The 13,184-nt window shown below is 70.8% G+C and carries 14 protein-coding genes; 5 read left to right on the top strand and 9 right to left on the bottom strand.

Annotated features, from left to right (window positions below; all coding sequences use genetic code 11):
- Positions 1-8: 8 nt before the first annotated feature.
- Positions 9-2,150 carry a DUF6049 family protein gene (locus tag BKA15_RS17435; protein WP_179752831.1) on the bottom strand — a complete coding sequence of 714 codons (2,142 nt, stop codon included), beginning with the start codon at positions 2,148-2,150 and terminating at the stop codon, positions 9-11.
- A gap of 201 nt (positions 2,151-2,351) precedes the next feature.
- On the opposite strand from BKA15_RS17435, the gene BKA15_RS17430 reads away from it, so the two are divergent.
- Positions 2,352-3,785 (top strand): CCA tRNA nucleotidyltransferase, encoded by a 1,434-nt coding sequence (locus BKA15_RS17430; protein WP_376766807.1) that lies wholly within the window; start codon positions 2,352-2,354, stop codon positions 3,783-3,785.
- A 118-nt stretch (positions 3,786-3,903) separates the two neighbouring features.
- Here BKA15_RS17430 and BKA15_RS17425 read toward each other — a convergent pair whose 3' ends face one another.
- Entirely contained in the window at positions 3,904-4,398 is a 495-nt protein-coding gene (locus BKA15_RS17425) for a hypothetical protein (protein ID WP_179752829.1), read from the bottom strand.
- 35 nt (positions 4,399-4,433) lie between these two features.
- Positions 4,434-5,099 (bottom strand): TetR/AcrR family transcriptional regulator, encoded by a 666-nt coding sequence (locus tag BKA15_RS17420; RefSeq protein WP_179752828.1) that lies wholly within the window; start codon positions 5,097-5,099, stop codon positions 4,434-4,436.
- A 63-nt stretch (positions 5,100-5,162) separates the two neighbouring features.
- Between BKA15_RS17420 and BKA15_RS17415 the strand changes: the two genes are divergently transcribed.
- A complete protein-coding gene (locus BKA15_RS17415) occupies positions 5,163-6,065 on the top strand; it encodes an SDR family oxidoreductase (protein WP_179752827.1) in 903 nt (300 codons plus the stop codon).
- 10 nt (positions 6,066-6,075) lie between these two features.
- On the opposite strand, the gene BKA15_RS17410 is transcribed toward BKA15_RS17415, so the two are convergent.
- From BKA15_RS17410 to BKA15_RS17400, 3 genes are all read right to left on the bottom strand, one after another.
- Positions 6,076-7,023, bottom strand: a complete 948-nt coding sequence (locus tag BKA15_RS17410; protein ID WP_179752826.1) for a hypothetical protein — start codon at positions 7,021-7,023, stop codon at positions 6,076-6,078.
- 63 nt (positions 7,024-7,086) lie between these two features.
- Positions 7,087-8,439, bottom strand: coding sequence for an MFS transporter (locus BKA15_RS17405; protein ID WP_179752825.1), 1,353 nt, complete (start codon positions 8,437-8,439; stop codon positions 7,087-7,089).
- Between the two features lie 30 nt (positions 8,440-8,469).
- On the bottom strand, positions 8,470-9,525 hold the full coding sequence (locus BKA15_RS17400; RefSeq protein ID WP_179752824.1) for an LCP family protein: 1,056 nt from the start codon (positions 9,523-9,525) through the stop codon (positions 8,470-8,472).
- A gap of 151 nt (positions 9,526-9,676) precedes the next feature.
- On the opposite strand from BKA15_RS17400, the gene BKA15_RS17395 reads away from it, so the two are divergent.
- The 3 genes from BKA15_RS17395 to BKA15_RS17385 are packed head-to-tail and all read left to right on the top strand — an operon-like array spanning position 9,677 to position 11,141.
- Complete coding sequence (locus tag BKA15_RS17395) at positions 9,677-10,081, top strand: hypothetical protein (protein ID WP_376766806.1); 405 nt, start codon at positions 9,677-9,679, stop codon at positions 10,079-10,081.
- On the top strand, positions 10,078-10,716 hold the full coding sequence (locus BKA15_RS17390) for an IMPACT family protein (protein ID WP_312879090.1): 639 nt from the start codon (positions 10,078-10,080) through the stop codon (positions 10,714-10,716). Before BKA15_RS17395 ends, BKA15_RS17390 begins: the two co-directional genes overlap by 4 nt.
- Positions 10,713-11,141 carry a GNAT family N-acetyltransferase gene (locus tag BKA15_RS17385; RefSeq protein WP_179752822.1) on the top strand — a complete coding sequence of 143 codons (429 nt, stop codon included), beginning with the start codon at positions 10,713-10,715 and terminating at the stop codon, positions 11,139-11,141. Before BKA15_RS17390 ends, BKA15_RS17385 begins: the two co-directional genes overlap by 4 nt.
- A gap of 139 nt (positions 11,142-11,280) precedes the next feature.
- Here BKA15_RS17385 and BKA15_RS17380 read toward each other — a convergent pair whose 3' ends face one another.
- From BKA15_RS17380 to BKA15_RS17370, 3 genes are all read right to left on the bottom strand, one after another.
- Positions 11,281-11,904: a nucleoside kinase gene (locus tag BKA15_RS17380; protein WP_179752821.1), complete on the bottom strand. Its 624-nt coding sequence runs from the start codon at positions 11,902-11,904 to the stop codon at positions 11,281-11,283.
- 77 nt (positions 11,905-11,981) lie between these two features.
- Positions 11,982-12,677 (bottom strand): NAD(P)-dependent oxidoreductase, encoded by a 696-nt coding sequence (locus BKA15_RS17375; RefSeq protein WP_179752820.1) that lies wholly within the window; start codon positions 12,675-12,677, stop codon positions 11,982-11,984.
- Between the two features lie 163 nt (positions 12,678-12,840).
- Positions 12,841-13,098 (bottom strand): hypothetical protein, encoded by a 258-nt coding sequence (locus tag BKA15_RS17370; protein ID WP_179752818.1) that lies wholly within the window; start codon positions 13,096-13,098, stop codon positions 12,841-12,843.
- Positions 13,099-13,184 lie beyond the last annotated feature (86 nt).

Below are 13,184 nucleotides of genomic sequence, written 5' to 3'. Positions count from 1 at the left end.
AGTGCCGTTCATGGGCGCGCCCGTCGCGGCCCGTCGACGGAGCCGGCCGGCGGCGGCGCGGCCGGGTCGACCGGTTCGACCGGGACCGCCGCTCGCTCCACGGTGTCGTCGTCCTCGCGCTCCTGGGCCCGCTCCCGGGCCACCTGCTGGATCCGGAACACGGTGGTCCCGATCAGCACGATGCCGGCGGCGATCGCGATCACCCAGCCGACCGTGCCGGCCTGGGTGACCGTCACCTCGACCCTGGCCGGCTTGCCGACCGGCCGGCCGGTGGCGGTGACCAGCTGGGCGGTCACCTCGACCGGACCGTTGGCCCGCGCCTCGATCTGGGTGTTCCGGGTCACCGAGGCGTTCCGTTCCGGGTTGGCCCGGATGACGATCGGGTCGATCGGCTTCACCGTCAGCCGCTGGGACTGGGCCGAGGTGAACGTGATGCCGACCCGGATCGAGTTCTGATCGCCGGGCTGTTCCGGCCCGGGCAGCGTGTTGGTGACCGTGATCGGGAAGCTGATGTCGTTCTGCCCGGTGGTGGTGAACCGTTGGACCAGGCCGATCTTGACCGCGTCCCCGATCACCCGGTCGACCTGGTCCAGCCGGGACTCGACCAGACCGGTCCAGCCGTCGTCGCCGCGCCAGGTCGCCGAGACCGCCTTGGCGACGGCCGCGTCGGCGTCCTTCTTCGCCTGGGCCGGGTCGAGCAGCAGCTCGGCATAGGTCTGGTACGAGTCCGCCAGGTCGTCCACCTCGCGCAGGCCCCTGGCCGGCAGTTCCGCCCGCTGCGCCGCCTTCGGGTACGCGAGCTTGTCGGCCAGCCGCTCCGGCCGCTGGCGGAACAGGTCCGGCAGCGGCACCGAGCGCAGCCACGGTGCCGTGAGCTGACGTACGCTGCCCGCCTCGGCCGGCGTCGTGATCAGCCGGACCCGGCCGCCGAGATCCCCGCCGGCGCCGCTCGCCTCGATCCAGGTCTCGGCCAGGGTCCGCTGCCGCTGGTGGACGGCGGTGTTGCTCGGGTCGGGTCCGGGACCGCCGGCCGAGCCGGAGCCCTGGTAGTTGATGATCGGCGGCCCGTCGCCGTCGCGGAGCAGCGGCGCGGAGCTGCCGGTGGTGCCGTCGGAGAGCAGGATGCCGGCCGGGTCCAGCTCGGCGGCCGCCCGCAGCGTGGCCGCGTCGGCCGCCCCGTCGCCGGGCCAGACCAGCAACGGCAACGCCGACGTCTCCGGTATGGCAGCGCCGGCCGCCTTCACCCGGTCCAGCAGCTCGGTCCGGTCGGACCGGACCAGCGCGGCCAGGTCCGGCGTCCCGTACAGCAGCCGGTAGCCGGGATTGCGGTCGAGCAGCTGCTGGAAGCCCTGCAGCCACGCAGCCGCGCGCTCGGTGCCGATCCCGGCGGTCAGGTTCCCGTCCGCGTCTCGGACCTGGTAGCCGGCCCGCATCGCGGTCAGCTCCTCGATCAGCGACGGGTCGACGGCGAACGTGGTGCCCGGGTTCTGAGCCGCGGCGAGCAGTTGGGTCAGCCGGCCGCCCGGTCCCACCTCGTCGGCCAGGTGGTCGTCGGTGAAGATCCGGTCCTGCAGCCGGCCCGGCCGCGAGTTCAGGACCACCACCGACGAGATCGGCAGCACCTGGTCGGGCGGCTCGTTGAGGATCGGCGCGAACAGGCGGGCCCGGCCGATCGCCGGCGCCCGGTCGGTGCCGTCCAGGACGTGCACGCCGATCAGGTAGATGCCGGCGGTGTCCGGCAGGTCGAGTTGCTCCGGGGTCGCCGACACCGTGAACTTCGCCGATTCGCCCGGGTCGAGCGTCGGGTCCGCCTCGGTCCACAGGTGGAACCGGTTCTGCACGTCGGCGGTGACCCGGGCGCCGAGCGGGTCGGTCGGGGCCGAGTCGAGTGCGGTCCCGAAACCTTCCTGATCGGTGATCGGCGCCTGGTTCCGCCAGAAGTAGACCCGGGGCCGGTCGATCGGCTTCTTGCCGGTGTTGGTGACGACCCCGGTCAGCGTGATCGTGTCGGTGGGGGTGGGCAGGCTGGGCGACATCGCGGTGATCCGGATCGAGACCGGGGCGTCCGGATCGTCGGCCGCGGCCGGCGTGGCCGTGCCGACGATGATGATCAATCCGGCGAGCGCGTACGACAGTGCGAACGACAACACCCGGAGCACCGTCGAGCACCGGGGTCGCCGGGACGCAACAGTTGCCCCCCGAGCTTCCGGTCTCCCCACCCCGACATCCTAGGGTGTGCCACGCAATCCCTAGTCGGCTTGGCAACGCTCACCGGCGCCTTCTCAGCCAATGTTCGCGATTCGGAGAATCCCAGATGGCGCCGCGGGCGCGCGCGACTACAGTCTTCGCTCGTGACAACCTCTGCCGCCCAGTCGAACGTGGTCGCCGCGCTGCGCCGGATCGCGCCGATCGCCGATGACCTCGGTCGGGTCTTCGCGGCGGCGGGGCACCGGCTGTACCTGGTCGGCGGCAGCGTCCGGGACGCCCTGCTCGGCCGGCTCGGCCACGACCTCGACTTCACCACCTCGGCCCGGCCGGACGAGATCGAGCGGCTGCTCCGGTCGGTCACCAAGGCGGTCTGGACGATCGGCAAGGAGTACGGGACGATCGGCGCCAAGTTCGCCGTCGGCGGCCACGAGTGGGTCGTCGAGATCACCACGTTCCGGGCCGACGCGTACCGGCCGGACAGCCGGAAGCCGCAGGTCGCGTTCGGGGACACCCTGGACGGCGACCTGGTCCGGCGCGACTTCACCGTGAACGCGATGGCCGTCTCGCTGCCGGACAAGGAGTTCCACGACCCGTACCGGGGGTTGACGGACCTCGCCGAGCGGCGGCTGCGGACGCCGGCGACGCCGGAGCAGTCGTTCAGCGACGACCCGCTGCGGATGATGCGGCTGGCCCGGTTCACCGCCCAGCTCGGCTTCGAGCCGGCTCCGGACGCGGTCCGGGCGGCGACCGGGATGGCGGACCGGCTGGACATCGTGTCCGCCGAACGGGTCCGCGACGAGCTGTCCAAGCTGCTGCTGGCCGGCCAGCCGAGGGCGGGACTCAACCTGCTGGTGGCCACCAAGCTGGCCGACCGGATGCTGCCGGAGTTGCCGGCGCTGCGGCTGGAGCGGGACGAGCACCACCGGCACAAGGACGTCTACCAGCACAGCCTGACGGTGCTGGACCAGGCGATCGAGCTGGAGGACCGGCTCGGCGGGCAACCCGACCTGGTGAACCGGCTGGCCGCGCTGCTGCACGACATCGGCAAGCCGAAGACCCGGAAGTTCGAGCCGGGCGGCAAGGTGTCGTTCCATCACCACGACGTGGTCGGCGCCAAGCTGGTCCGGAAGCGGCTGGCCGCGCTGCGCTATCCGAGCGACCTGATCGATGCGGTGGCCAAGCTGGTCGAGCTGCACCTGCGCTTCCACGGGTACGGGGAAGGCCAGTGGACCGACTCCGCCGTCCGCCGGTACGTCCGCGACGCCGGCGACCAGCTGGACCGGCTGCACGTGCTCACCCGGGCCGACTGCACCACCCGGAACCAGGCGAAGGCGAACCGGCTGCGCTCGGCGTACGACGACCTGGAGCAGCGGATCGCCGAGCTGCGGGACCAGGAAGAACTGGACGCGATCCGGCCCGACCTGGACGGCAACCAGATCATGGAGATCCTCGGCATCCCGCCCGGTCGGGAGGTGGGCGAGGCGTACAAGTTCCTGCTCAACCTGCGGCTCGACCGCGGCCCGCTCACCCCGGCGGAAGCCGAGGCCGAACTGCGCACCTGGTGGGCCACCCGCTAACCCCAACCCGCCCGCAGTGCCCAACCCGCCCGCAGCCGCGACCGTTCCTCGCATTCGCGACCGTTGCACCGGTCGCGGATGGGTGCAGCGGTCGCGGCTACGCCGCCGGTCCGGGCACTCACCGTACGGTGGGGATGAAGCCGATCTTCGAGACGTAGCCGTGGTAGAGCCGGGCCGCCTCGCCGACCGGGATCTGCCCGAAGTCGATCAAGGTGCGCAGGCCGTCCAGCTCGGCCGAGCAGGTCTCGGCGGCGGCCACCCGGCTGCTCAACTGCTGGCTGTTGGCCAGGTTGATCGTCACCGTCGTGGCCACCGAGACGATCAGCGCCATCAGACAGAGCACCTGCCAGACGATCGAGGTCTGCTGAAGTCCCACCAGATCGGTCACCGTCTGGGTGAAGCCGGGCCCGCCGAACGCCGGTCCGGCGGTGAAGGCGGCCGACGCACCACTGAAGATGATGCCCGCCACGGCCAGCCGGCTGCCGCGCGGCCGAGCCGTGCGCAGGTAGCCGACCAGGTCCTGCTGCCGCGCGTCGATCATGGTGATCAGCTGACGATCCGGTGTGATCGCGTCCATCATGGCCTCCCCGGCCGACGCGGTGCCCCGTCGCACCGACTCCAGCAGAAGTCTAGGGAGCAAATCCCGAGTCAGCTGGGATTCTGTGCGAGCAGCCCGGCCAGGACGACCGACAGGAACCGCTGCATGTCGGCGACGAAGTCGATCTTGAACACGGCCAGGTCGGGATGTGCGTCATAGACGGCCCGCAGCACCTCGGTCGGCTGGGCGTGGACCCAGAGCGCCCCTGCCGTCAGCTGGGTGGCCGCGGCGAAGAGCCGGGCCGTCTCGTCGTCGAGCTCCGGCAGGGCCCGCCGGACGATCGCACCGAAGTCGGCCATCGCGGCCAGTGACGCCCGCTTGTGCCGGGCGGCGACCTCGACCGACACGTTCCGTTCCAGAACGGCGGCCTGGCTCCCGATCAGATCGCAGAGCACCGGCCGCCGGGCCAGCGACTCGGCGATGGCGGTCGTGAGTCGACGGCTTCGGGTGCTGACGGCACCGCGCGGCTTGGGCAGCCGGGACAGTTCCGCGAGCCAGTCGGTCGATTGTGCGGTCAGCAACTCCAGCAGGATCGCCTCGCGCGAGTCGAAGTAGCGCAGCACGTTGGACTTGGCCAGCCCGACCCGGCGGGCCAGCGCGTTCAGGCTGAGCTCGGCGACCGGCTGCTCGCCGAGCATCGTCGCGGCGACATCGAGGATCGCGGTCCGGCGGGCGGCCCGCTGCTCCTCGCTGCGGGCGCGGTGGAACGTGGCCATGCCGCCAGTATTTCAGACCACCGGTCTCTTGAGAACAGACCACCGGTCTCTTAAAGTGGAGGCATGTATCAGGTACCCGATCAGACCGGCAAGATCATCATCGTCACCGGCGCGAACAGCGGCACCGGCAAGGAGGCGGCCGCCCGGCTGGCCGGCGCCGGTGCGCACGTGATCATGGCGGTCCGGACGCCGGAGAAGGGCGAGCAGGCCCGGCTGGAGATCCTGGGCCGGCAGCCCGGGGCGAGCCTCGAGGTGCGCCGGGTGGATCTGGCGGACCTGGCCTCGGTGGCCGACTTCGCGGCCGGCGTCGACCGGGTGGACACCTTGATCAACAACGCCGGCGTGATGATGCCGCCGACCCGGCACACGACCGTGGACGGCTTCGAATTGCAGTACGGCAGCAACTTCCTCGGCCCGTTCGCGCTCACCGTACGGCTGCTGCCGGTGCTGCTCCGCGCGGCCGCGCCCCGGGTCGCGACGATGAGCAGCGGGATGGCGCACTTCGGCACGATCCGGTTCGACGATCCGCAGTTCCAGCGCGGCTACGGACCGACCCGGGCCTACGCCCAGTCGAAGCTGGCCAACGTGATGATGACGCTGCGGTTGGCCGAGATCGCCACCGAGCGCGGCTGGCCGCTGCTCAGTACCGGCGCGCATCCCGGCGTCACCAGGACCAATCTGCAGACCGCCGGGCCGAACCTCGGCCGGGACCGGCCGCGCCGCGGCTACCACGGCCTCGGCCCGTTCCGGCTGCAGGAGGTCGGCGTCGGCACCGAGCCGCTGCTGTACGCGGCGGCCGATCCCGAAGCACGCCAGGGCGGCTACTACGGCCCGACCGGGTTGCTGGAGTTCCGCGGGACCACCGGCGTCGCCAGGATCCCCCGCCGGGCGCGCGATGCCGGGGCCGCGCGCCGGCTCTGGGACGAGGCGGAGCGGCTGACCGGAGCCTCGCTGGCGGTGTCCTGACCGGCAGGGATCAGAACGGCTCGGTCGGCTGGGTGCTGGCGTTGCCGCCGATCCGCTTCTTCAACTCGATCTCCCAGTTGGACTGCGGCAGGAAGGACAACTGGAACTTCTGGAACGCGCAGCCGCGGGTGAAGGTCTTCCGGTCGTCGTCCCAGTCCGTCCCGGTCTTGTAGTAGACGGTGTAGGTCTTGGCGGCCAGGTTGTACAGCGTGGTGTCGGAGTTGGCACGGACGTAGATGCTCGCCATCGGCTTCTTCGGGTTCTTCGTCACCGCGGCCACCACGTAGTCCGACGGGGTGTCGTTCTTGATCTTGAGGAAGCGGCTGCCGCGGCTGCCGTTGCGTTCGATCACCTCACCGTTGTCGGCCCGCCGCTTCTTCTTCGCCGGCGGCTCAGGCTTGGCCGGCAGCAGCTTCTGGCCCCAGCGGTAGCCGATCTTCTTGAACTGGGCGGTGACGTGCTTCAGCCCGTCGGGCTTGACCGACTCGTGCACGGCCCGCTTGGCCTGGATCACCTGCTCGGTGGTGCTCGGCTTGAGACCGCACTCGTTGGCCTTGGCGTTGCTCGGTTCGAACTTCGGCGCCGAGGCCTTGAGCAGGCGGAGCAGCTCCCCGTCGGCGGCCAGCGCCTCGTCCGGCGCCTCTGTCGTGTTGATCTTCTGCGCCTCGCCCGACATCACCCCGGCCAACTTGTCCGCAGCGGCCTGGACCTCCTTGATCGACTTCGCCGCCATCACCTGGTCGAAGCCCTTCCGGACGGCGGCCTCGGACGCGGTCAACAGCTTCTGGTACGCGTCCTTGGACAACGGCTCCGGCGTCGGCGACGGGGGCGGCGCGACCGGTGCGGAGGAGGTGCCGGGCTCCGGGGCGGCCGGATCCTCGGGCGTCGAGCCCGTACCGCAGCCTGCGCCGACCAGCAGGATCAAGGCAACGGTGGCCCCCAGCACGCGCGTCCTCATGGTCCAAGGTTAAGTTGATCGGCGGCGGCGCGGGTAGAGCCGGCGAAAGTCGGCGAGACGGGTTCAGCCGCGGTGCTCCTCGGCGGCCGCCTCGTCGTCGATGGCCTCCCGCATCGACTCGGTGCCGGCGTTCAGGTCGAGGCCGCGGGTGACGATCAGGAACGCGACGCCGATCAGCGCGTAGCAGGCCGCGAGTCCGATCAGGACCGGCACCGAGCGCCCGTCCGGCGGCATGATCAACGCGGTGATGCAGGCGGCCGCCACCAGCGCGACGTTGAAGATCATGTCGTAGATGACGAACGCGCGGCCCTTGACGTCGTCGTCGACGTGCGCCTGGACCAGGGTGTCGACACAGATCTTGACGCTCTGCGCGGTGACGCCGAGCAGGAACGCGGCGATCATCAACGTGACCTTGGTGTAGATCGCACCCGGGAACACCTGCAGGACGGCGGACAGCAGCAGCGCCGCGACGACCCAGGCCCGGACCCCGGCGCGGGCGGTGATCAACGGCGTGATCGCCGCCGCGACGACGAAGCCGGCCCCGGTGATCACCGCGAACAGGCCGAGGTCGGCGATGGCCGGGTTCACGTCATCGATGCTGTGGAAGTGGTTCCGGAAGATCAGGATCGTGGCCACCGTGACGACGCCGAAGATCAGCCGCTGCAGGCCGATCGTGAGCAGCCCGATCCCGGCCGCCCGGCGCTCGCGCAGGTGACGCAGCGCCACGGCCAGCCCGGCGATCACGTCCCGGGCCGAACGGGTGCCGCGCTCGTCCGGGCCGAGTTGATCACGCGGGATCCGCAGGGCCAGGCAGGCACTGAGCACGTACCCGCCGCAGGCGACGATGAACAGCGTCGCGTCCGCCGCGAAGGAGGGCACCTGGCTGCCCAACACCAGCCGGAGCAGCGTGCCGAGCGCCGCCCCGACCAGCGCGCCGGCCGGGCCGACGGTCGGCACCACCGAGTTGGCGACCATGTATTCGGTCGGCTCGATGGTGTGCGGCAGGGCGGCCGACAACGCGGCCAGCAGGAACCGGTTCAGGCTCATCGCGAGCAGGACGCCGCCGTAGAACAGCGCCTCGACCGAGCCGGTCCGCAACCCGGTGGCGACCAGTGCGGCCAGGCCGAGCACCAGCACGGCCCGGATCAGGTCGACCACGACCAGCACCTGCCGGCGCGACCAGCGATCCAGGATGACGCCGACGAATGGGCCGAGGACCGAGAACGGGAGCAGCGTGATCGCCAGCACGGCCGCGATCGAGCCGGCGTCCGGCTGGCGTTCCGGCGAGAAGAGGACGTACGAGGCGAGGGCCACCTGGAGCAGCCCGTCGCAGGACTGGGTGGCGATCCGGACCGCCATCAGCTTCCGGAAGTAGCCGTGTCGCCACAGCAGTCGCAGGGCGCGGATCCACTCCATGGTCGGCAAGTCTCTCGTAGGGTCTGTCGCCTATTCCTTCGGAGGGTACTTCGCGACGTACTCGTCGAGCGTGTCGTCCCGGAGCGCCTTGGACAGCTCGGCCATCTTCTCCTCGTCCACCAGGTCGATCGCCTGGCCGTCGTCGGAGGTGCCGAAGCCCGAGATCGGGGCCTGCAGGCTGTAGATCTGGGACGGCGGCAGCCGGAGCGAGAACGCCAGGTCGCGGATCTTGTCGTCGGTCAGCGCGTTGTCCACGGTGAGGTGCGAGGCGACGCCGCCGACGAAGGTGGTGAACCGCTGCGGGTTGGCGATCGTCTCCGGGCTGAGGCCCTTCTCCAGGATCGCCTGGATCACCTTCCGGTGGTTCTTGGCCCGATCAAGATCACCGTTCTTCAGGGCCTTCCGCTCCCGGACGAACCAGAGCGCTTCCTCGCCCATGATCGTGATCTTGCCCTTGGGGTAGTGGAAGCCGTGCGAGCTGAACTCTTGATCATTGGTGACCGTCACGCCACCGAGCTCGGTGGTGAGCTCGGTGAACCCGTCGAAGTCGATCAAGGCCAGGTGGTCCATCCGGGCACCGGTGAGCGACTCGACGGTCTTGATCGTCAGCTTCGGGCCGCCCCACGAGTACGCGGCGTTGATCTTGGCCTTGCCCTTGCCGGGGATCTCGACCCAGAGGTCGCGGGTGAACGAGATCAGGTACGCCTTGTCCCGGGCCGCGTTGAGGTGGGCCACGATCAGCACGTCGGACCGGCCGGTGCCGCTCTTGTTGTCCGGGTCGCGGCTGTCGGAGCCGAGCAGCACGAAGTTGACCGCGCCCTTCTCCTGCGACGGCTGCTTCTCCGGCCGCTCGGTGTCGTCGGGGTCCGGCATCGAGTCGTCGGTCCGCTGCAGGTTCTCCGACACGGACCGGTTCAGCGAGGCCGCGTACAGGAAGCCGGCGACCAGGGCCAGGACGAGCACGCCGGCGACGGCGATCAGCACGGCCGGCAGGGCCCGCCGCTTCTTCTTGGGCGGGCGCGGGCGACGCTCTCGCGGTTCCTCCTCCTCGCTGAAGGTGAACAGGTCGACCGGCGTGTCCGGCATGGCGTCAAGACCCTTCGCTGACTGATACTCCCCGAATGTGCCGCGGACCTCTGGCCGCACGGCCTGCCCGATTGTAGTGGTCCGAGCAAGTCAACTCCGGCCGAAGCGGATCAGTTCCCGGGCCACGCGGCGGATGGGTAGGGTCATTCGGGTGACCGATCCGCGCTCCGCCCGCGCCGAGGGCGCCGCCCGCCGGGCCGATCTGGCCCAGGGTCAGCAGCGGACCGAGGCGGTCAAGGCGCAGCGGCTGATCGACGCCTTCGTCGCCGAGGCCCGCCGGCGCGGCCTGCCGACCGAGCGGCTGCGGGCGCGGCTGATGTCCGGCGCCGAGGCCCGGACCGACCGGACCGGCTGGTATCTCCGCCGGGACCGTTCCGTCGCGATCGGCGAGAACGGCGAGTACTTCGTGCTGCTGGTGCCGGGCGGGCTGGCCGAACGCGTCCGCGGGGTCAAGCTGACCGCGACTCCCCCGCCGCTGGTGGTCGGCCGCGGCGGACCCGACGGGGAGGCCGGTGACCTGGCCGAGTTTCTTCGGCGGCGACTGGACCAGGAGTGACGCTCGCGCGGTCGGTGACGGTGGCCGGGCCCGGGATTGGACGGTACGAGGCCAAGGGTTCGGTCTTCCTCGGCCGGGTCGAGCGGGTGGCCACGGAGGACGAGGCGCGGGCCGTGATCGACCGGGCCCGGCGGGAGCACCACGACGCCCGGCACCACTGCTCGGCGTTCGTGCTCGGCCCGGACGGCCGGATCACCCGCAGCAACGACGACGGCGAGCCGTCCGGCACCGCCGGAGCCCCGATCCTGCAGGTGCTCGTCGGGGCCGGAGTGAGCGACGTGGGCGCGGTGGTCACCCGCTGGTTCGGCGGTACGTTGCTCGGCGCCGGCGGCCTGGTCCGCGCCTACACGGCGGCGGCCCAGGCCGCGCTCGCCGACGCCGGGACGCTGGTCCGCGAGCTGCGCACCCTGGTCGAGATCTCCGTACCGGCGGCGCAGGCGGGAAAGCTGGAGAACACGGTCCGCCAGGCCGGCGCCGACGTCGGCGAGGTCCGCTGGGCCGACCCGGTGATCATCCCGGCCGCCGTACGCGACCCGGACGGCCTGGCACGGCTGGTCGCCGAGGTGTCCGGCGGGGCCGCTGAGCTCGCGGTCGTCGGGCAGTCCTGGGTCGACGTGGAGGGAGCGGGCTTATGAGCGACGTACGGGTACGGCAGGCCGTCCCGGAGGATCACGACCGGATCCACCCGGTGCTGGACGACTGGTGGGGCCGCCCGATCGCCGCGGTCCTGCAGCCCCTGTTCCTGGACCACTTCTTCGGCACCAGCTTCGTCGCCGACGACGACCAGGGCCTGGCCGGCTTCCTGGTCGGCTTCCTCTCCCCGTCCCGCCCCGAAGTCGCCTACGTCCACTTCATCGGCGTCCGCCCCGACCTCCGCCGAACCGGCCTCGCCGCCGACCTCTACGACCGCTTCTTCGACCTGGCCCGCCGGAACGGCCGTACCGAGGTCTGGGCCATCACCTCCCCGTTGAACGACCGCTCGATCGCCTTCCACCAGGCGCTCGGCTTCGAGGTCACCCACCAACCCGACGGCCCCATCCGCTTCCGCCGCCCCCTCTAAAACCCGCCGACCGGTCACAAAAGCAGGCGTTCTGGCGGCGTGTCGCTGCAGAGGTGACGTCTCACGGATCGAGCGACGACCGAATCCGAACCCAAGGTCCCGGCGGTAGGCGGCTCGAGTCGGCTCGCCGAGTGGCGACTTAACGACCTCCCGCTGGCCCGATCGCGGTCGCTGACGTCACTCTCGATGCGCTCCGTCGGATGATCTCGTCGACGACCTCGGTGAGCGGTCGTCTGGTGTCGACCACGATGGCGTCCTCGGGGACGCGGAGATCCCGGAGGCGGGCCGCGCGCGTCCGGTGCCGGAGCGCCACGAGGTCTCGTTCGGACTGCTTGCCGCCGAACTCGTCCTCCGGCCGCCGCGCCAGCCGGCTGAGCAGGGTTTCAAGATCGACATCGAGAACGTACACGCCGTCGAAGCGACTGTTGATCTTGGTGACGTTTCTCGAGCCGCCGCAGAAGAAGGTCACCGACTGACGGTGATCGGCGATCATGGCCTGCACCCGATCAAGCTTCCAGACCCAGAACCGGTCGGCCCAGGCCAGGCATTCCAGGCAGTCGCAACCGGCCCCGTGCCGGCCGGCGAACGGACCGCGGGCAGTGACCTCGGCGTCGGTCAGGGGTGCGCCGGTCTCCGGATCGCCCTGATAGGCCAGCACTCGATCGCCGTGGATGGCTTCGTAGCCGCGCCGCAGCAGCTCCGTGCAGACCGCGGTCTTGCCGCTGCCGGACACTCCTTCGATCAGGTAGTTCCGTACGCCCATCGCAGGGAGCGTAACGGTCGATGCCGACGGGACACGACCGGATTTCCTCGCGTCCGTCGAGCGCGGAGCGCGGTCGCTCACGGCTTGGCGAGTGCCTCGCGGCGGATCCACTGGAACAGGGTGGGGTTGCCGACCGTGGTGATCACGCTGACGGTCCTTCGCACGTGCCGATCGTCGTCGAGGAGGGCCAGCAGGCTGGCGGCCACGTCGACGCGGGCGGTGAACCGGCCGTCGGCGTGTCCCTCGACCACGGTGTAATCGGTGATCGACGGCAGGTGGAAGAGCCCGCTCGGGCGCACGATCGTCCAGTCCAGCTCGCTGTCCCTGACCAACGCCTCCATCCGGCGCATGTCGTCATACAGGGTCTTGCCCAGCACGCGCGTCACGTAGGGCAGGAGCACGCGATTGAACAGGATCCCGCCGTCGGTATACGGCCGCGGATCGACCCCGCTCGAGCTGACGACGGCCAAGCGCCGGACCCGATGCCGGCGCATGGCGGCGATGACGTTGATCACCCCGCGCGAGTACGTGCTGATCGGCTCCCGGCTCGCGGGTACGCCGAGCGTCGACAGCACCGCCTCCCGGCCCGCCACAGCCGCGTCGACGGCCGCCGAATCGAGGACGTCGGCACCAACGACTTCGAGTCGATCATGGTGCAACGGGAACGAGTCCGGCCGCCGGGTGACCGCGGCGACCTCGTGCCCGGCGGCGAGCGCCTGCTCGGTGAGCAGGCGGCCGGTGAGGCCGTGGGCCCCGAAGACGGTGATACGCATGCGGCTGTCCCTCCCGTGGTCGGTGGCACTTCGTGCCTAGAGCCGAACGGCGACGCGATTCCTGACCGGGAACGGCTGTGGCGTCGCTCACGGGTGAGGTCACTCAGGAAGGGTGTACCGGAGGATCTCGTCGACGACCCGGCGAGCGGACGGCCGGTGTCGATCACGATCGCCCCTCGGGCAGGCGGCGATCCCGGATGCGGTCCGCCCTGGTCCGGTACCGCCCTGCCAGGAAGTCTCGCTCGGCCTGCTTGCCGCCGAACTCGTGCTCCGGTCGACGGGCCAATCGGCGCAGCAGGGTTTCCCGATCGACATCGAGGACGAACACGGTGTCGAAGAGCTCGATGATCTTCGCGAGGTGCCGCGAACCCCCGCAGAAGTAGGTCACCGGGTGCTGATGATCATCGGCCAGGGACCGCACCGGGATTTCGTCGCGCCAGGGCGCGTGATTCCGGCGTGCACTGAGCTTGTCGAGGTGCCGAGCCAGATCGGGCCTTGCCCTTCGAC

This window comes from Microlunatus parietis, from assembly GCF_013407955.1.
Taxonomy (GTDB): Bacteria; Actinomycetota; Actinomycetes; order Propionibacteriales; family Propionibacteriaceae; genus Microlunatus; species Microlunatus parietis.
Note: the sequence above shows the minus strand (reverse complement) of the source record. Positions and strands in the feature narration are given on the sequence as shown.

Bases quoted from the DNA above. Each gene is read 5' to 3' on its own strand.
- BKA15_RS17420 (WP_179752828.1), bottom strand. From the start codon at position 5,099: ATGGCCACGTTCCACCGCGCCCGCAGCGAGGAGCAGCGGGCCGCCCGC.
- BKA15_RS17415 (WP_179752827.1), top strand. From the start codon at position 5,163: ATGTATCAGGTACCCGATCAGACCGGCAAGATCATCATCGTCACCGGC.
- BKA15_RS17410 (WP_179752826.1), bottom strand. From the start codon at position 7,023: ATGAGGACGCGCGTGCTGGGGGCCACCGTTGCCTTGATCCTGCTGGTC.
- BKA15_RS17405 (WP_179752825.1), bottom strand. From the start codon at position 8,439: ATGGAGTGGATCCGCGCCCTGCGACTGCTGTGGCGACACGGCTACTTC.
- BKA15_RS17400 (WP_179752824.1), bottom strand. From the start codon at position 9,525: ATGCCGGACACGCCGGTCGACCTGTTCACCTTCAGCGAGGAGGAGGAA.
- BKA15_RS17385 (WP_179752822.1), top strand. From the start codon at position 10,713: ATGAGCGACGTACGGGTACGGCAGGCCGTCCCGGAGGATCACGACCGG.
- BKA15_RS17380 (WP_179752821.1), bottom strand. From the start codon at position 11,904: ATGGGCGTACGGAACTACCTGATCGAAGGAGTGTCCGGCAGCGGCAAG.
- BKA15_RS17375 (WP_179752820.1), bottom strand. From the start codon at position 12,677: ATGCGTATCACCGTCTTCGGGGCCCACGGCCTCACCGGCCGCCTGCTC.